The sequence below is a fragment of the Verrucosispora sp. CNZ293 genome, assembly GCF_002754655.1.
Genome location: NZ_PEFR01000001.1, coordinates 950,727 through 968,763, shown reverse-complemented (window position 1 = coordinate 968,763; position 18,037 = coordinate 950,727). Strand labels below are relative to the sequence as shown.

Annotated in this window: 17 protein-coding genes; 7 read left to right on the top strand and 10 right to left on the bottom strand. The window is 70.8% G+C overall.

The features are described from left to right. Window positions 1-24: 24 nt before the first annotated feature. From katG to CLT74_RS04470, 3 genes are read right to left on the bottom strand one after another with little or no spacing between them, the layout of a single operon-like run. Window positions 25-2,301, bottom strand: coding sequence for a catalase/peroxidase HPI (katG, locus tag CLT74_RS04480; protein WP_099845401.1), 2,277 nt, complete (start codon window positions 2,299-2,301; stop codon window positions 25-27). Next, window positions 2,298-2,753, bottom strand: coding sequence for a Fur family transcriptional regulator (locus CLT74_RS04475; protein ID WP_099845400.1), 456 nt, complete (start codon window positions 2,751-2,753; stop codon window positions 2,298-2,300). Before CLT74_RS04475 ends, katG begins: the two co-directional genes overlap by 4 nt. 49 nt (window positions 2,754-2,802) lie before the next feature. Then, window positions 2,803-4,587, bottom strand: coding sequence for a protein kinase domain-containing protein (locus CLT74_RS04470; protein ID WP_143697068.1), 1,785 nt, complete (start codon window positions 4,585-4,587; stop codon window positions 2,803-2,805). 230 nt (window positions 4,588-4,817) lie between these two features. On the opposite strand from CLT74_RS04470, the gene CLT74_RS04465 reads away from it, so the two are divergent. Beyond that, the gene (locus tag CLT74_RS04465; protein WP_143697067.1) at window positions 4,818-5,357 is read left to right on the top strand and encodes a hypothetical protein; all 540 of its coding nucleotides are present in this window, start codon (window positions 4,818-4,820) and stop codon (window positions 5,355-5,357) included. 99 nt (window positions 5,358-5,456) lie between these two features. On the opposite strand, the gene CLT74_RS04460 is transcribed toward CLT74_RS04465, so the two are convergent. Next, entirely contained in the window at window positions 5,457-6,281 is an 825-nt protein-coding gene (locus tag CLT74_RS04460; RefSeq protein WP_099845397.1) for an SAM-dependent methyltransferase, read from the bottom strand. 313 nt (window positions 6,282-6,594) lie between these two features. Between CLT74_RS04460 and CLT74_RS04455 the strand changes: the two genes are divergently transcribed. Beyond that, the gene (locus CLT74_RS04455) at window positions 6,595-7,113 is read left to right on the top strand and encodes a TrmH family RNA methyltransferase (protein WP_099845396.1); all 519 of its coding nucleotides are present in this window, start codon (window positions 6,595-6,597) and stop codon (window positions 7,111-7,113) included. 79 nt (window positions 7,114-7,192) lie between these two features. On the opposite strand, the gene CLT74_RS04450 is transcribed toward CLT74_RS04455, so the two are convergent. After that, entirely contained in the window at window positions 7,193-7,459 is a 267-nt protein-coding gene (locus tag CLT74_RS04450) for a helix-turn-helix domain-containing protein (protein ID WP_099845395.1), read from the bottom strand. Between the two features lie 77 nt (window positions 7,460-7,536). Between CLT74_RS04450 and map the strand changes: the two genes are divergently transcribed. Continuing rightward, on the top strand, window positions 7,537-8,355 hold the full coding sequence (gene map / locus CLT74_RS04445; protein ID WP_099845394.1) for a type I methionyl aminopeptidase: 819 nt from the start codon (window positions 7,537-7,539) through the stop codon (window positions 8,353-8,355). Window positions 8,356-8,396: 41 nt separating this feature from the next. Here the strand turns inward: map and CLT74_RS04440 are convergent, their stop codons facing one another. The 3 genes from CLT74_RS04440 to CLT74_RS04430 all read right to left on the bottom strand — a co-directional run bounded on the left by CLT74_RS04440 (window position 8,397) and on the right by CLT74_RS04430 (window position 10,793). Further along, window positions 8,397-9,056 (bottom strand): nucleotidyltransferase domain-containing protein, encoded by a 660-nt coding sequence (locus CLT74_RS04440; protein WP_099845393.1) that lies wholly within the window; start codon window positions 9,054-9,056, stop codon window positions 8,397-8,399. A 48-nt stretch (window positions 9,057-9,104) separates the two neighbouring features. Continuing rightward, a complete protein-coding gene (locus tag CLT74_RS04435) occupies window positions 9,105-9,815 on the bottom strand; it encodes a VOC family protein (RefSeq protein ID WP_099851285.1) in 711 nt (236 codons plus the stop codon). Window positions 9,816-10,016: 201 nt separating this feature from the next. After that, complete coding sequence (locus CLT74_RS04430; RefSeq protein ID WP_099845392.1) at window positions 10,017-10,793, bottom strand: hypothetical protein; 777 nt, start codon at window positions 10,791-10,793, stop codon at window positions 10,017-10,019. Window positions 10,794-11,066: 273 nt separating this feature from the next. On the opposite strand from CLT74_RS04430, the gene CLT74_RS04425 reads away from it, so the two are divergent. The 4 genes from CLT74_RS04425 (at window position 11,067) to CLT74_RS04410 (ending at window position 15,079) form a co-directional block, all read left to right on the top strand. After that, window positions 11,067-11,855, top strand: a complete 789-nt coding sequence (locus CLT74_RS04425) for an alpha/beta fold hydrolase (RefSeq protein ID WP_099845391.1) — start codon at window positions 11,067-11,069, stop codon at window positions 11,853-11,855. Continuing rightward, window positions 11,852-12,643 carry an MBL fold metallo-hydrolase gene (locus CLT74_RS04420; RefSeq protein ID WP_099845390.1) on the top strand — a complete coding sequence of 264 codons (792 nt, stop codon included), beginning with the start codon at window positions 11,852-11,854 and terminating at the stop codon, window positions 12,641-12,643. Before CLT74_RS04425 ends, CLT74_RS04420 begins: the two co-directional genes overlap by 4 nt. 53 nt (window positions 12,644-12,696) lie before the next feature. Next, complete coding sequence (locus CLT74_RS04415) at window positions 12,697-13,341, top strand: methyltransferase domain-containing protein (RefSeq protein ID WP_099851283.1); 645 nt, start codon at window positions 12,697-12,699, stop codon at window positions 13,339-13,341. Between the two features lie 256 nt (window positions 13,342-13,597). Continuing rightward, entirely contained in the window at window positions 13,598-15,079 is a 1,482-nt protein-coding gene (locus CLT74_RS04410) for a S1 family peptidase (RefSeq protein ID WP_486581978.1), read from the top strand. Window positions 15,080-15,163: 84 nt separating this feature from the next. Here CLT74_RS04410 and CLT74_RS04405 read toward each other — a convergent pair whose 3' ends face one another. After that, on the bottom strand, window positions 15,164-16,519 hold the full coding sequence (locus CLT74_RS04405) for a glycosyltransferase (RefSeq protein ID WP_099845389.1): 1,356 nt from the start codon (window positions 16,517-16,519) through the stop codon (window positions 15,164-15,166). Further along, complete coding sequence (locus CLT74_RS04400; protein WP_199172101.1) at window positions 16,516-17,883, bottom strand: cytochrome P450; 1,368 nt, start codon at window positions 17,881-17,883, stop codon at window positions 16,516-16,518. The genes CLT74_RS04405 and CLT74_RS04400 overlap by 4 nt, the downstream gene beginning before the upstream one ends. Between the last annotated feature and the right edge of the window lie 154 nt (window positions 17,884-18,037).

The window sequence follows — 18,037 nt, the reverse complement described above, 5'->3', positions numbered from 1 at the left end:
CGGGGCTCGTGCCGTTCGCGTCGATCAGGCGAGATCGAACCTGTCGAGTTCCATCACCTTGGTCCAGGCCGCCACGAAGTCGGCCACGAACTTGGTACGGGCGTCGTCGCTGGCGTAGACCTCGGCGAGCGCCCGGAGCTGCGAGTTCGAGCCGAAGATGAGGTCGACCGCGGTCGCGGTCCACTTCACCTGGTCGGTGGCCACGTCGCGGATCTCGTACACGTGCTCGTCGGACTCGGACGCCTTCCAGCGCGTGCCCGGGGAGAGCAGGTTGCGGAAGAAGTCGTTGGTGAGCACGCCGGGCCGGTCGGTGAGCACGCCGTGCCGGCTGTCGCCGACGTTGGCGCCGAGGGAACGCAGGCCGCCGATCAGGACGGTCATCTGGGGCGCGGTCAGGTTGAGCATGTACGCCCGGTCGATCAGCAGCACCTCCGGCTGGGTCTTCTCGCCAGCACGCAGGTAGTTGCGGAACCCGTCGGCACGCGGCTCCAGGACCCGGAACGACTCGATGTCGGTCTGCTCCTGGCTGGCGTCGGTGCGGCCCGGGTGGAACGGGACCGTGATCTCGACACCGGCGTCCCGCGCCGCCTTCTCGACGGCTGCCGAACCGGCCAGCACGATCAGGTCGGCGAGGGAGATCTTCGCGCCACCCGCCGAGTTGAACTCCTGCTGGATGCCCTCCAGGGTGCTCAGCACCGTCGCGAGCTGCTCCGGCTGGTTGACCTCCCAGCTGCGCTGCGGCTCAAGGCGGATCCGGGCGCCGTTGGCACCGCCGCGCTTGTCGGTGTAGCGGAAGCTCGCGGCCGAGGCCCAGGCGGTGGCGACCAACTGTGCGGTGGTGAGGCCGGACTCCAGGACCTTCGCCTTCAGGGCCGCGATGTCGGCGTCGCCGACCAGCTCGTGGTCGACCGCCGGCACCGGGTCCTGCCACAGCTGGGGCTCCGGCACCCACGGTCCGAGGAACCGGCTGACCGGGCCCATGTCGCGGTGCAGCAGCTTGAACCAGGCCTTGGCGAAGGCGAGTGCGAACTCGTCAGGGTTCTCCAGGAACCGGCGGGAGATCTTCTCGTACGCCGGGTCCACGCGCAGCGACAGGTCGGTCGTGAGCATGGTGGGCTTGTGCTTCTTCGACGGGTCGTGGGCATCCGGGATGATCGCCTCGGCGTCCTTGGCCACCCACTGCTTCGCGCCGCCCGGGCTGGTGGTGAGTTCCCACTCGTAGCCGAAGAGGATCTCGAAGAAGCGGTTGCTCCACTGCGTCGGCCGGTCGGTCCAGGTGACCTCGAGACCGCTGGTGATGGTGTCGGCGCCCTTGCCGCTGCCGTACGTGCTCAGCCAGCCCAGGCCCTGCGCCTCCAGCGGCGCGCCCTCGGGCTCGGGGCCCACGTGGTTGTCGGCGACACCGGCGCCGTGGGTCTTGCCGAAGGTGTGGCCACCGGCGATGAGCGCGACGGTCTCCTCGTCGTTCATCGCCATCCGGGCAAAGGTCTCCCGGATGAAGTGCGCCGCCGCGAGCGGGTCGGCGTTTCCGCGCGGGCCCTCGGGGTTGACGTAGATGAGGCCCATCTCGGTCGCGCCGACGCCCTGCGACATCTGCTGCTCGGAGACGTAGCGCTCGTCACCCAGCCAGGTGTCCTCCGGACCCCAGAAGATCTCCTCGGGCTCCCAGACGTCCTCGCGGCCGAAGCCGAACCCGAAGGTCTTGAAGCCCATCGACTCCAGGGCCACGTTGCCGGCGAGCACGAGCAGGTCGGCCCAGGAGATCTGCTGGCCGTACTTCTGCTTCACCGGCCACAGCAGGCGACGGGCCTTGTCCAGGTTGGCGTTGTCCGGCCAGCTGTTCAGCGGGGCGAAACGCTGCCCGCCGTCACCGGCGCCACCGCGACCGTCCTCGATGCGGTAGGTCCCCGCGGCGTGCCAGCTCATCCGGATCATGAGGCCGCCGTAGTGACCGAAGTCCGCCGGCCACCAGTCCTGCGAGGTGGTGAGGACCTCGGTGATGTCCCGCTTCAGCGCCTCGACATCGAGCTTGGCGAACTCCTTGGCGTAGCTGAAGTCCTCCCCCAGCGGGTTGCCCTTCGACGAGTGGGCGTGCAGCACGGAGAGGTCGAGCTGGTTGGGCCACCAGTCCCGGTTCGTCCGCGGACGACCGCCGGTCTTCGGGGTCGGCGAGTCGATCGCCGGGTTCTCGCTCTCGCTTCCGTGGGCGGTCACGGAGTCGTGCGCGACCGGGCAGCCGGCCGCCGCCTTGTCGTCCACGCCCTGGGCACTCGACGGGGCGTCGTGCTGTGCGTTGCTCAATGTGCTTCCTTCCGACCTGGCGGGTCATTTGTGGTGCGTACGGTCGCGCAGTCGGGGCAGGTGCCCCAGTAGACGACCTCCGCCTCGTCGACCACGAACCCGTGGTCGTCGGAGGCGGTAAGACAGGGGGCGGAGCCGACGGCGCAGTCCACGTCGGCGATCACACCGCAGGAGCGGCAGACGACATGATGGTGGTTGTCCCCCACCCGGGACTCGTAGCGGGCGATCGCGCCGGTGGGCTGGATGCGCCGCACCAGACCGGCGTCGGTGAGCGCCCGCAGCACATCGTAGATCGCCTGGTGGGACACCGTGGGATGATCGGCGCGGACCAGCCGGATCACGGTGTCGGTGTCGACGTGCGGGTGGTCGCGGAGCGCCGCGAGCACCGCCAACCGGGGTCGGGTCACGCGCAACGAGACCGCCCGCAGCTGTGCCTCGAAGTCGGCCGTCATGCCGACGAACCTACTCCACTCTTCTGGAATGAATCAAGTTTTCCCGGGACTAGGCGGTCGTGTCGCCGGTGTGCCCGCGCTGCCCGGCACCCGTCGACGTGGCCGAGGTCACCGAGGTGGGAGACGTCTGCGAAGGGGCGGGGTCCGCCGCTTCCGGCGGGTCCGTGGTCGGTGGCGAGGTCGGTTCGGTCGGTGACGGAGTGGGTGGGCGCGACGTCGCCGACGGGCTGGACGGCGCCGACGGGCTGGTCGTCGCCGGAGGGCTGGACGTCACCGACGGACTGGACGTCACCGACGGGCTGGCGGAGACCGGCGGACCGGACGTGGCCGGTGTCGAGGGGGCCGGTGCCGCCGACGGGGCGCCGGTCGGGCGGGCGGCCGGTTGACTCGACCCGGCCCCGGTCGACGCCGGGCGGTCCGCATGCGACGCACCCACGCGCCCGGAAGACCCCGTCGTCGACGTTGCGGGCTCGGCGGACGCGGAGGCCAGGACCGACGTTCGTACGTGCGTGTCGGCGGACCGGCAGGAGACACCCGCCAGGCTGAACCGGTCGGGTGTCTCATGCCCGCCGGACTCGACGCGGCCGTGCAGGGTCGCCGTCGCGCCCGCGCCCGGCTCGGATGGCTCGGCCAGACGCAGCGTCACCCGCTGCTCGTCGTGCGCCCAGGCCGCGCCCCGCACGTCGAGGAGGTGCTGACTGGCCGGCAGAGTGAAGGTCAGCGCCCGTTGCCCGACCGCCGGCTGCCCGGTCCCGGTAACGCTGATCTGTGCGGTGAAGCGACCGTCGGCGGCCTGCTGCGCCCGGTACTGCACGGTGCAACCGGCCTCGGGGGCCGGCGGGTCGGCGGAGCCCTCGTCGGCGGCGACCAGTCCCGGAACGATCCCGGCCAGCGCGGCCAGCGCCACGGCGGGCGCGGCGAGCAGCAGCCCGCGACGCCGCCCGGCGACCCTCGACCGCCGGGCGGTCCGACCGGCCGGCCTGGTGGGTCCCGGGACCGCTCGGGTGGGTACGGCGACCCGGGTGCCTGCGGAGCCGGGTGCCGGCCGCACGGTCATTGCCACCCCGGACAGTGCCTCCGCGAGTTCACCCGCGCTCGGGCGCCGGTCTCGATCGGTCGCCAGGCAGCTATCGATCAGCCGCGCGTGGTGGGCGGACAGTCCCTCGACTGCGGGAACGGACACCGGTTCGTGCGGGGCCCGTTGCGGGGCCTGACCGGCGAGGCACTCGGTGAGGACGACGCCGAGTGCGAACACGTCGTCCGCCGGCACCGCCTCCGCTCCCCCGACCAACTCCGGTGGCAGATAGCTCGGGGTGCCCCAGAGCTGCCCGTCCGGCTCCGCCGGGTCGTCGCCGGCGGCGACAGCGATACCGAAGTCGACCACCTTCACACCGCTGCGGGTGAGCATGATGTTGCCGGGCTTGACGTCCCGGTGCACGATGCCCTGCTCGTGCGCGGCGGCGAGCGCCGCCGCCACCTGCTGACCGATGCGCAGCACCTGTTCCGGGGGCAGGGTGCCGGCACCACGCAGGCGGGCGGCCAGCGTCGATCCGGCGACGAACTCCATCACCAGGAACGGGGTCGGGGTTCGGGTCAGGTGCCGCTGCTCGCCGTAGTCGTACACCCGGGCCACACCGGGGTGGTCCAGCCGCGCGGCAGCCAGCGCCTCGCGGCGGATGCGGTCACGGGCCGCTGGGTCACCCAGCAGCGGGGCCGACAGCAGCTTCACCGCTACGGTGCGCTGCAACCGCAGGTCGTAGCCGCGCCAGACGGTCGCCATGCCGCCCCGGCCGACCGGTTCGTCGAGCCGGTAACGCCGTTGCAGACATCGCACGAGCCACAACCTCCCGATCCGGTCGCGCACCCCGGGGGGGTGTCCCGGTGCCGGAACGTGTCCCGTCACCGCCCTTGTCGACTATCGCGCTACCCCCGGCCGGAGGCGGGAAAACCCCTGCTCAATCAGTTGGCGGACCTCGATTCGTGATGTCACGCGACCGTCACACGATCGCGCGGCAGACGTCATCCCCCCGGGCATCTCTTGGGAACAGGCACCGTTTTCACCGGATGGAACGAGGAGGCGACGACATGCCCCGGGAACTCTTTTCCGCCTGGATCACGCGGCGGGTGCGCGACGCCGGCGATCTCGCGGTCCAACGCACCATGCGGGGACGTCCAAGCGGAACCGTTCAACACGGCATCCGGCACGCCGCGGTCGCCGCCGGCCTGGCGGCCGTCCTCGTCGTCACCGGCTGCGCCCGTGAACCGGTGGCGGAGCCGCCACCCCCGTCCACCGGTACCAGCCCGCCGAACACTCTCGCGCGGGTCGAGGTCGGCGACGCGCTGACCGTGACCGCGGCGGTGGATCGGGTGGTCGACGAGCGGGCGCTCGTCGTGCGGGACGTCGACCTGGCGGACGGCACCCTTCTCGTGCTGACCCGCCAGGCCGTGGCGGCGTCCCCACCACAACTGGTCACCGTGGAAGGGACCGTCGTCGCCTTCTCGTACCGCGGTCTCGCCGCCCGCCACCACCTGACCGACCCGGCCGAGTACCGCTCGTTCGAGGGGCGCAAGGCGCTGGTGGCCGGTCAGGTCACCGTGTGGTGATGACGGGACGCAAGCCGGCAGGCCCGGCCGGGACGGCGACGCCGCCGGCAGGCCCGGCCGGGACGGCGACGCCGCCGGCCGGACCGTGAAGGGTCGGCGTCACGGTTTGCGAGCGACGACTCCGACGAAGGTGTGGTAGGTGTCGCTCTGCTCCGGTGCGGCCTCATCCGGGTCGGGTCGCCACGCGGCCACCGGCACCAGGCCCGGTTCCAGCACCTCCAAGCCTTCGACGAAGGAGAGAATCTCCTCGTCGGTACGCCAACGGCCGGTACCGAGTGACTCGTTGAAGATGCGCTCGACCTCGCGCGCCTTCCGCGAGGCGTCGGGGTGCCGGTCGCCGGGATCACGGAAGTGGGAGATCGCGACGTAGCTGCCCGACGGCAGGGCGTCGATCAGTCTCGCCGCCACCGACTTCGGGTCCTCGTCGTCCCTGAGGTGGTGCAGAATCGCGAAGAGCAGCAGCCCGACGGGGCGGTCGAAGTCCAGGAACCGGCGCGTCTCCGGATGATCCAGGACGGCCTCCGGCGATCGGATGTCGGCCTGGACCACCGTCGCGGTTCCGGCGTCAGCCAGCAGCGCCCGCCCGTGCGCCAGCACGATCGGGTCGTTGTCGACGTAGACCACCCGGGCCTGCGGGTCGTGACGCAGGGCCACCTGGTGCACATTGCCCTGGGTGGGCAGACCGGAACCGAGATCGAGGAACTGCCCGATGCCCTGCTCGGTGAGGAAGCGCACCGCCCGGCGCAGGAAGGCGCGGTTCGCCTGACCCGCCTGCGGGCCGTCCGGCGTGATCTTGAGTGCGTGCTCGGCGACAGCGCGGTCCACCGCGAAGTTGTCCTTGCCGCCGAGCATGAAGTCGTACACCCGGGCGATGCTCGGCACGCTCATGTCGACCCCGGCCGGTGCCACCTCTTCGTTCGCCACAGTTCGTCTCCTCGTCCACACCGGATCACAGTCGGCCGAACCGCTTGGGCCGAGCGCCGGACCGAGTGTAACCAAACATCGCGTTCGGTCAGCGCCGCCGGCACACCGTGCTCCACCTACCGCGGTCGGTGTCGTCGACCATCCTAAGTGGTCGCTCCGCCGTCAGCCGACCCGGTCAGCCGCAGCCTTGACATGCAGCGCAGGATGACCCACGCTACGCTCGCTGTTCCTGACGAATCGTCGATGGCCGGGTGCGCCGCGAAGCACCACTGATCATGACTGTCAATTCTCGGAGCGTGACCGCTCCACTGCGGTGAGTCCGTCGATCCGGGTACGGCCCCGCCGGGAGATCCGGGCCGCCCGTCGCCCCCGCGCCCACCGCTGCTGGGACCATCTGATCGCCGCCCCGCTGTGGCCGATGCACGGCGCGAATCTCGGCACCCTGCTACGTACCTGCGACGCCGTGGGCGCGTGCCTGGCCGCACCCCGCTTCCGCTGGGTCGACGAGGCCATCGCCCGGGGCAACACGCTGCGCCGGCCCGGCTGCGTACACCGCACCGGTGATCCCGCCCGCTGGCTGCGGGCCGAGAAGGACCGCGGGGCGTACATCGTCGGGGTGGAGTTGGCCGACGAGGCGATCCGCCTCGCCGACCTGCCGACCGCCGGGCAGCGCACGGTCATGGTCCTCGGCCACGAGGCCACCGGCATCCCACCGGAAGCACTCGACCTGCTCGACACCGCCGTGGAGATCCCCATGCTCGGCACCGGCGACAGCCTCAACGTCGCTGTGGCCGGATCCCTCGTGCTCTACAAACTCGCCGGGCTCGTCTGAGCGCCAGGTGGTCGCCGCGAGGTGGCGGCCTGGTCACCTGTCGTGCGGTCGGCGCGTCTCGGCCACCTCGACGCCGACCTCAGGACGCCTGGCGGACGGGCAGCTCGGCCCGCCAGACGTCGGCCAGGTCGCTGAGCGGGACGTCCAGGGCCTGGCTGAGGCAGACGACGGTGCCGAACGCCGGCGCGGGTAGGCGACCCGCCTCGATCTTGCGCAACGTCTCGGGAGAGATGCCGGCCGCCAGGGCCACGTCGACGAGGCTGCGGCCGGCCCGGGCGGCCCGCAGGGCGGCTCCGAGGCGCTGACCCGCGGCGATCTGTTCGGCGGTGAGCGGTTGGCGAACCATGCCAGCAGGATAGCCCTCCCGAGCAGCCACATCACCGCGTGGTATAAAAATACCGGCAGGGATTGAGGGAGGCTTTCATGATCGAGCTGAAGTCGGCCGAGGAGATCGACCGGATGGCCGTCACCGGCCAGTTCGTGGGCGAGCTGCTCGCCGAGCTGAGCGGTGTCGCAGCCGTCGGCGTCAACCTGATGGACCTGGAGCACCACGCGCGCCGCCGGATCGCCGAACGCGGCGCCGAGTCCTGCTACTGGGACTACGCCCCCTCGTTCGGTCGCGGTCCGTTCCGCAACGTGCTGTGCCTGTCGGTGAACGACGCGGTGCTGCACGGCCTCCCCCACGACTATGTCCTGCGCGACGGCGACCTGCTCAGCATCGACATGGCTGTCGGCATCGACGGCTGGGTCGCCGACTCCGCGCTCTCCGTCATCGTCGGCACCCCCGACCCGGCCGACCTGACGCTTATCGAGGCCACCGAGGTCGCGCTGGAGGCGGCCATCACCGCCGCTCAGCCCGGCGGTCGCCTCGGCGACATCTCCGCCGCGATCGGCGAGGTTGCCCACTCCTACGGCTACCGGGTCAACGGCGAGTTCGGCGGTCACGGCATCGGCCGCACCATGCACGAGGCACCGCACGTGGCGAACAACGGCCGTCCCCGCCGTGGCCTGAAACTCGATCCCGGCCTCACCATCGCCATCGAGCCCTGGCTCTGCCACTCCACCGACAAGATCAGGTATGACAAGGACGGCTGGACGATCCGCTCAGCCGACGGCTCCCGCACCGCCCACTCCGAGCACACGGTCGCGATCACGGCGTCCGGTCCCCGGGTGCTGACCCGCCGCCCCACCCACGGCACCGCCTCGACCGATTCCGCCGAGAAGTCCGCCACCGCCTCCTGAACCGCAGAGCCCTGGTCAACCTCGTCCGGTCGGACCGGATCTCACCGGCTTTCGTCCATCCGCAGGGCCGTCAGCCAGGCATGCCCCGGATGCACCTGCCTTAGCAGCCGGGTCAGCGTCTCGCGTTGGACACCGGTCAGCAGCGGGAGGATGCCGTCGAAGTCGCTCTGATCCTTGGGGCGTACGTGCTTGGCTTTGAAGAGCAGAACCAGCTCCGGGATCAGGTACGGAATCCCGTCCGGGCTGTGCCGGATGATCTCCGGATAGGGCCGCCTGATGGTGGCGTCCCGTCGGCAGATCCACATCTCACCGTCGTGCGGCTCACGCATGACATCGAGCAGGTAGCATCCCGTTGCCGGCTCGCGCAGCCACGTCTGGTGGGTGGCGCTGAGCACCTGCGACGTCGCCGCCGCCCAGATCCGCCCGGCGCCGACCGCGTCGAAGGTGAACTCGACAAGGTGTTCGCGAATCGTCGGGAACCGCTCGGCTGGCACACCGATCTCGATGTCGTGGTGGGCACGGGTCTGCTCACCGCGGAACAGGTCCAAGGCCCAGCCCGCCGCGACGTACCACGGCACGTCGATCCCGGCCAGGCGCCGGGCGACCTCGTGCGGTGTCCAGCATCCCGCCCAGCGGGCTTCGAGTGCCTCGATGTCGTCCGGCGACACCTCGATGCCGCCGTCAGGTGGCTGGCTTCCCACTCGCCGACGATATCCCCTATCCATCCGGCCTGCCGACGGCCGCCCGGGCTATCGGGGCGGCAACACGCGGAACTCGTTGCCGTCGGGATCGGCGAGCATGACAGCGCCGTCCTCGCCGACCTCGATCCGCGTGGCGCCGAGGGACACCAACCGGTCGACCTCCGAGCGCTGATCACCGTGGGCGGCTGGGGCAAGGTCGAAGCGCTGCCGGTTCCGGCCCTGCTTCGGCGCGATGGGCGGACCTCCCCAGGCGACCTTCGTGCCGCCGGCCGGTGACTGCACGGCGGTCTCCTGGTCCTGATCCCACACGAGCGGCCAGCGCAGCGCCGCGCTCCAGAAGAGGCCGACCTCCCGGGTGCCCTCGCAGGCGATCTCACCGAGAAATCCGCAACCGGCGAGGAACCTGTTGCCCGGTTCGATGACGCAGAAGGCGTTTCCGTCGGGGTCGGCCAGGACGATGTGTCCTTCCTCCGGCCGCTGCCCGAGGTCGAGGTGACAGGCGCCGAGGGCGAGCGCCCGGGCCACGGTCTGCTGCTGGTCGGCGGGGCTGGCGCTGGTGAGGTGCAGATGCACTCGGTTTGCTGCCACCCGCTCCGCACGGCTCTCCACGAACCGGAGGCCGAGCTGGGTGTCCGTGCCGGGCAGAGCCGCGCCACCGGCATCGGGGACGACCTCCCGGTCGAGCAGGTCGGCCCAGAACCGCGCCAGCCGCATCGGTTGACTCGCGTCAAAGCACACCGCGACCAGCTGGCACGTCATCGCACGCATCCCCGATCGTCTGCTCACCGCTGTCGACAGCACGCCATTCGCCGGCTGTCCGGGTGAAGGGTACGGAGCCGACGGTGCCGCGCACAGCCGATTATTCGGCGGCGTCCGCCGCCTCAGGCGTACGTGAGGAGGAAGCCGACGGCGCCGGTGAGCCGTCGGCAGTTCCCCTGATCGTGTCGGCAGCCGTGCGGGTCAGCAGCCGAGGCGTTTGGTGGAAAGAGCGATGTCGTCGATCCAGAGATCGAACGCGCCGGGGGTGGTGCCGCCCTGGTAGAGCTGCCAACCGATCTTCACGGTGTTCACGGTCGGCAGGATGAACGGCACGTCGTTGCCGCCGTGGTCGGTGGTGGAGGCGGTCAGCTCCGGGTTGGCCACCCCGTCGATCCACACCGCAACGCGGTTGTCCGCCGGGTCGAGATGCCACTCGAAGCACTGCCAGGCGTCCTCGACGACCGGGGCGGACTCCCGCCAGTTGGTCCAGTCGCCGGTCGGCCCGCCGTCGGCACCCACACCCCAGAAGATGCCGGGCACCGTTGGCGCGTACTGGCCGCCGATCGGACGGACGATCTCGGAACTGCCGGTGCCGGTCGCCTCCACGAGGGTGAAGTGCGCCCAGTCGGGGGCGGTCGGGAAGGCGTCGACGCGCAGTCGCATCCGGCCGTAGAAGCGGTTGCCCGGGGCGGCGAAGTCGTCGACCCGCAGGAAGGCACGCCCATTGTCGACGGTGTGAACGTGCAGCACCTGGTTGCCCCGGCGGGCACGTTCCACGGTCAACGTGCCGTTGCGGGTGTCGATGCCCCAGTCCAACGAGCTGGCGCCGCCGCGCGGCAGGCGCTCGAAGTCCTCGCAGAAGAGCATCTGTCGGGTGCAGGAGGAGCCACGCTGGGACGCACCTGCGGCGTCGGACGGGACACTGCCGACCGTCGCGCCGACCATCAGGGCGGTCAGCGCGGCAAGAATGGTGCGCATGTTTCCTCCATGAACTGATTCCCCACCGCCGCTTCGCGGCGCGGGCTACGGCGTCCCTCCACCCGACCCGTGGAAGCGTTCCCATATATAGCAGATGTTGAATCCCTGCGGGTCCGCTACCCGCTGGACAGGGGCCTTACTGATTGCCGGTTGTTCGGCCACAATCGACCGGGAAGCGTCGTATCGCAGGGAATCCGGGACGTATCCTGGCCGCAGCGCACGGCGACCGGAGGACGCACCGCCCACGAGCGCATCGTCGAGGAGTGACCAGCCATGAAACCGATAGTCCTCGTGCACGGCTTCTGGGTGACGCCCCGCAGCTGGGAGAACTGGATCACCCACTACGAGAGCAAGGGCCACCAGGTGGTCGCGCCCGCATATCCCGGATTCGAGGTCGAGGTGGAGGCGCTCAACGCCGACCCGACACCTATCGCACAGGTCACGGTTCCGCAGATCATCGCCCACCTCGAGGAGGTGGTGCGGGCGCTACCGGAACCACCGATCATCATCGGTCACTCGGCCGGCGGCGCGTTCACCCAGATCCTGCTCGACCATGGCTACGGCGCAGCTGGCGTGGCGCTCAACTCAGCCCCCACCGAGGGTGTCCGCGTGGTGCCCCTGTCCCAGGTCAAGTCCACCTTCCCGGTGCTCAAGAGTCCCGCCAACCGGCACAAGGCGGTCGGCCTGACCTTCGAGCAGTGGAAGTACGCCTTCACCAACACGTTCACCGACGAGGAGTCGCGGGCACTCTACGAGCGCTACCACATCCCCGCCCCCGGCGGCATCGTGTGGGGCGGCGTGCTGGCCAACTTCCAGCCTGGCCACCAGGACACCTGGGTCGACTACCAGAACGACGAACGGGCGCCACTGCTGTTCGTCTCCGGCAGCGAGGACCACATCATGCCGCCCGCCGTGCAGAAGTCGAACGCGGAGCATTACAGGTCCAACACCGTCACCGAACGCCGCGAGTACGCCGGCTACGCCCACCTGCTGCCGGCACAGCAGGGGTGGGAGCGGATCGCCGACGAGGTCCTCGACTGGGCCGTGCGGCAGGCCGGATGAGCGACGTACGGATCACGCACGTCGGCGGTCCGACAGTGCTGATCGAGGTCGACGGCTGGCGGCTGCTCACCGATCCGACGTTCGACGCACCCGGCCGGACCTACCGGTTCGGCTGGGGCACCGCGTCGCGCAAGCTCAACGGTCCGGCGCTGCCGGCGGAGTCGGTCGGCGACCTTGACGCGGTTCTGCTCACCCACGACCACCACGCCGACAACCTCGACGACGCCGGCCGGGTCCTCCTGCGGTCGGCGGGCCGGATCGTCACCACCGTGGCCGGCGGCCGGCGGCTCGGTGCCGGCGCCACCGGCCTGGCACCCTGGCAGCACACCACCCTCACCGCTGCCGGCCGGCCGACCATCGAGGTCACCGCAACCCCGTGCCGGCACGGCCCGCCACTGAGCCGGCCGGTCGTCGGCGAGGTGGCCGGTTTCGTGCTGCGCTGGGTCGGCCAGCGGCACGGACCACTCTGGATCACTGGCGACACCGTGCTCTACGACGGGGTCCGTCAGGTCGCCGACCGGTTCGGCATCGGCACCGTCGTGCTGCACCTCGGAGCGGTACGGTTCGGCCTCACCGGTCCGCTGCGCTACACGATGACCGCCGCCGAGGGCGCCGAGCTGTGCGGCCTGATCGGGCCCCGCACGGTGGTGCCGGTGCACTATGAAGGCTGGGGGCACTTCAGTGAAGGTCGGCAGGGGATCGGGGCCGCCTTCGCGTCCGCCCCGTCCACGGTCCGGGAGAGCCTGCACTGGCTCACCCCCGGCACCGCCACCTCCCTCACGGTCTGACCGGCTGTGGATTGCCGCTTTCCCCACCCCGCCCAGCAGTGAGGACCACCATCATGAACAGCCCCGCCAAGAGGCAGGTCGAGACGCCGACGGCGAAACAGCGGCGCGTGTGGGACAGGTACGCACCCAGCTACGACAAGCAGATCGCGTTCTTCGAGCGGGTCCAGTTCGCTGGTGGCCGCGAATGGCTCGGCGCCCGCGCACGTGGTCGGGTGCTGGAGGTCGCCGTCGGCACCGGCCGGAGCCTGCCGTACTACCCCGCCGACGCGACCGTGGTGGGCGTCGACCTGAGCCCGGCGATGCTGGACATCGCGCGGCGACGGGCCGCGGACCTCGGCCGCGCGGTCGACCTGCGCCAGGGCGACGCGGAGCAGTTGCCCTTCGCATCCGCATCGTTCGACACCGTCGTCTGTGCCCTCTCGCTGTGCAGCATCCCGCATCCGGGGCAGGCGATCGACGAGATGAAGCGCGTCCTCGTGCCCGGCGGCCGACTGCTCCTGCTGGACCACATCGGTAGCACCTGGCCGCCGGTTCGCGCCGCACAGTGGCTCCTGGAACGGATCACCGTCCGCGCCGCCGGCGAGCACTTCACCCGCCGTCAGCTACCACTGGCGCGGGCGGCGGGCTTCACGATCGTCGAGGCCGAGCGGCTGAAGGCCGGCACCGTCGAGCGCATCCACGCGGTCAGGCCCGACTGAACAGCCGCCCCACTGCTCGCCTTAATATGAGTTAACTGATATAGATCAGTCTCTATTGCTACCGGTTAGGTTGGCGGTGGCCCACCTGATCCGGCTGGCGCCCTACCGAGGCGCCCGGCAGCGGCACCGGCCAGGTCAACGGGCTCCACGCCCGCAGCACCGTCGCCCAAACCCCGAGGGCGGAGCGCGGCGGGACCCCGCCCCGACCGCGGCGCACCCCCATTTCTCGCGCCGCCGTTCGCACAGGAGGCAACAGATGAGACGAGTTCTCACCCTCGCGGCAGCAGCGATCCTGCTGCCCGTCGGTGCCATCGCCGTAGCGGTGACCCCCGCCGCCGCGGCCCCGCTACCCACCCCCGACACCGCCGCCACCGTGACAGCCGCATCGTCGGAGATGCTCGCCGCGATGCAGCGCGACCTCGACCTGAGCCCGACCGAGGCGCGTACCCGGATCGCCCGGGACGACAAGGGCACCCGGACCGACGCCAGCCTGCGCCGGTCCCTGGGCTCGTCGTACGCCGGTGGTTGGATGGCCGCCGACGGCCTGGTCGTCGCGGTCACCGGCAAGGCCGCCGCCAACCGGGTCAAGGCCGCAGGGGCACGGGCGACGATCGTCGAGCGCAGCGGTGCCGAGTTGGACCGGATCAAGGCGACGCTGGACCGACACGCCGCGCAGGCGCCCGCCGGGGCGGTTCCTGGCTGGTACGTCGACGTCACGACCAACACCGTCGTGGTCCTCGCCAGCGGAAACACCGCTGCCGCCGCGGAGTTCGTCCGCACCAGCCGCGTCGACGCCGCGGCGGTCCGGGTGGTCACCACGACCGAGGCTCCCCGACTGCTCTACGACGTCCGGGGCGGCGACGCCTACTACATGGGCGGGCGCTGCTCGGTCGGCTTCTCGGTGACCGGCGGCTTCGTCACCGCCGGGCACTGCGGCCGCACCGGTACCGCGACCCAGGGCTACAACCAGGTGGCCCAGGGCACCTTCCGCGGCTCGTCGTTCCCGGGCAACGACTACGGCTGGGTCCAGACCAACTCGAACTGGACGCCGCAGCCGTGGGTCAACAACTACTCCGGCGGCAACGTCACGGTGGCCGGTTCCACCGAGGCCGCCGTCGGCGCGGCGGTCTGCCGTTCCGGCTCCACCACCGGTTGGCGGTGCGGCACCATCCAGGCGAAGAACCAGACCGTCAACTACGCCGAGGGTTCGGTGAGCGGGTTGACCCGCACCAACGCCTGCGCCGAGCCGGGCGACTCGGGTGGCTCCTGGCTCTCCGGCCAGCAGGCCCAGGGCGTGACCTCGGGCGGTTCCGGCAACTGCTCCTCCGGCGGGACCACCTACTTCCAGCCGGTCAACGAGATCCTCTCGGCGTACGGCCTGACGCTGCGTACCAGCGGTGGGGGCAACGAGCCGCCGCCGCCCACCGGGTGCAGCGGCTACGAGTCGACCTACACCGGCAGCATCTCCTCCGGCCAGAGCCGCTACCAGCCGAACGGCAGCTACTACTACTCGTCCGTCTCGGGCACCCACCGCGGCTGCCTGGACGGACCGACAGGTGTGGACTTCGACCTCTACCTGCAGAAGTGGAACGGCTCCACCTGGGTCGACGTGGCCGGCTCGTACACTTCCGGGCCGGATGAGTCGCTTACCTACAACGGCACGGCGGGCTACTACCGCTTCGAGGTGCACGCGTACAGCGGCTCCGGCAGCTACACGCTGGGCATCACCAACCCCTGATCCCTTCGACGACACGGCGGGGTGCGGACCGGTTCCGCACCCCGCCGCAGTCCAAGGCCGGCGCGAACCGGCCCGGGTCTGGGGTCAGGACACGACCGGTGGCCCCTCGCCGCGTCCGGAAAGCTCGCTCAGCAGGTCCGCCGCGCGACCCACCCCGCCCGCCTTGCGGCTCTGCTCGCCCCAGTACCGGCTGCGCTGCCGGAAACCGTCCTGCGACAGCAGGCGGTGCAGCTTGGCGGCGACCTCGTCCGGGTCCACCCGGGGCGGATGGTCGAGAGCCAGTCCGACACCCGCGTCGACCGCCCGGGCGGCGATGTCGTAGCAGTCCAGCCAGAACGGGGTGATCAGCATCGGTTGCCCGAAGTGGACGCCTTCGTGGAAGCCGTTGGCACCGCCGTGGCAGACGAACGCCCGCACCCGTGGATGGGCGAGCACGGCCAGTTGGGACGGTATCCACTCCTCGACCCGGATGTTCGCCGGCAGTGGCCGGCTCAGCACGGCACGTTGCCGGGCCGGAAGCTTCCACAGCACCTGGTGTTCCGGGCCGATCCGGCCCAGTCCCTCGGCGAACGCGTCGAGTTGGGCGGCCGAGAGGGTGGCCAGGGTACCCAGGCAGACGTAAACCACGCTGGGTTGCCGGTCCAGCCACCCGGTCAGTTCGTCGCAGGGCTGGTCGGGCGGTGTGCTCTCCTCAGGCACCATCGCGCCCAGCAGGTGCAGGTGGTCCGGCGTGGGAAAGGGGTACTCCAGCCCGAACACGGTGTAGCCGAAGACGGCGACCGCGCCAGCGGCGTACGTCGCGGGATCGCCGGAGGCGTTGGCGAGTCCGGTGGCCCGGCGCCGCCAGGCCGGGCCGGCCACCGCGCGCAGCAGCGCCAGCTGCAACCGTACGCGGTACAGCACGTTCGTCAGTTTCTGCGCTCCGGTCAGCCGGCGCGGAAGCCCCGAGGTCGGCGTCGGGTAGTCCCACGGCAGCCGGCTCAGGTAGGCGGCGCTGATCGGATACGGCACGCTCAGCACGTAGGGCACAGCCGCGGTCATCGCCGCGTCGAGTGCGCCGAGGTTCATCACGTCGATGACCATCAGCCGAGGGTCTACCCGTTCGATGTGGGCGAGGTTCCTTCGGTAGACCTGAGCGGTGGCGTCGGCCGTACGCGTTGTCCTGGCGAGTGCCGCCAGGCCGGCGGTGGTACGTGGTCCCCGGGCCATCGCCGCGTACAGGTCGCCTTCGATCCGCACCGGCACGTCGGCGCCGGGAAGGTATCGCAGCGGGCTGCCGAGCGCGGCCGTCTCGACCCGGTGCCTGCCCTCGACGTCGACGCTGAACCACAGGTCGGGTTCGCCTCGCCGGGACAGCTCCGCCGCGATCGTCAGCAACGGGTTGAGCTGCCCGGGGTGAGCCGGGCTGGCGAACATGATCGGGCTACGGGACGGGGTCACGGCTTCAGGCGTACCGGTAGGTGGTCGTAGCCACGCAGCACGCGGGTCGGCCGACGCTGCGGTACGCCGTCCAACGCGAGGTCGGGATACCTGTCGAACAGGCTGCGCAGTCCGATCTCGCCCTCAAGTCGGGCCAGGTTGGCGCCGAGACAGTAGTGCGCACCGCTGGAGAAGGCGAGATGGTCGCGCGCGTTACCCCGGGTCACGTCGAAGCGGTCCGGATCGGCGAAGACAGCCGGATCCCGATTGGCCCCACCCAGCATCGGCACCACCACCTCGCCCCGGCGTAGTGGTACCCCGGCCACCTCGGTGTCGGTTCGGCAGTACCGGGCGGTCGTCTGCACCGGGGAGTCGTAGCGCAGAATCTCCTCCACCGCGTTCGGCCACCGGTGCGGCTCGGCGCGCAGCAGGGCGAGTTGCCCGGGATGGGTCAGCAGCAGCGCTGTGCCGGTGCCGAGGAGGTTCACCGTCGTCTCGAAGCCCGCGGCCATCAGCAGCCCGGCGAGGGCGACCAGTTCGTCGTCGGTCAACCGTTCACCGTCGCTGTCCAGCAGCACCAGTTGGCTCAGCAGGTCGTCGCCGGGGTCGGCGCGTAGCCGGGCGAAGTGTCCCCGTAGCCAGGCGTCGAGTTGCCGGACTCCTGTCTCGACGCGACGGAACTGGCCGAGGGAGAGCCCCAGGTCCAGCGCCGGCGAGATGGCGGATCCCCAGTCCAGAAAGCGTTGTCGCAGCTGTGGCGGCACACCGAGGATCTCCGCGATCATGGTGACCGGCAGCAGGCTGGCATAGTGCGCCACCAGATCCACCGGGCCTCGGTCCGGTGCGGCCCGGCCGAGTTCGTCGAGCAGCTCGGCGCAGTGTCGCTCGACCCGGGGCCGCAGCCCCTCGATCGCCCGGGCGGTGAACACCTTGACGACGAGTCGGCGGTAGCGGGTGTGCCCGGGTGGGTCGGTGACGAGCATCGACGGCGGGTCGATCGGCCCGATCGGCATCCCCCGCCGGCTCAACCGGCGCAGCATCGCGAGTGGGCGGGGTGTCGGCAGCGTGTCCGGATGCACGCTGAACGCGTCGCCGCGGAGCACCTGGGTGACCACGTCGTGGCGGATGGCGCTCCACATCAGGCGGCCCCGGACGAGGGCACCTGTTCGCCGGACCTGGCGATAGAACGGGTACGGGTCCTCGCGGATCATCGGGTCGAGGAAGAGGCGGGCCGGTGTGTCACCCCGACGGGCGGCGGCGGCGATGCCGAGCCGCAGCAGCCCGTGCCGCGTCGCCCAGCGCAGCAGCAGCCCGGGCCCGGGCAGAGAGTCCGCCGCCGCCCGCGACGACAAGTCGATGTCAGATCGCCGACCCCGTGCGTTCACCCGCCTCATTCCTCACCTGAAAACTGGCGAATCGACGTCGTCGCGTACCGATATGCATGCCAGGGACGGCGTCCGGTCAGTCGATTTCGAGTCACACGGTAGAGGCGAATGACAGGTAGCTGTCGAAGGCTGACAGACATCGGAATGATGGCTG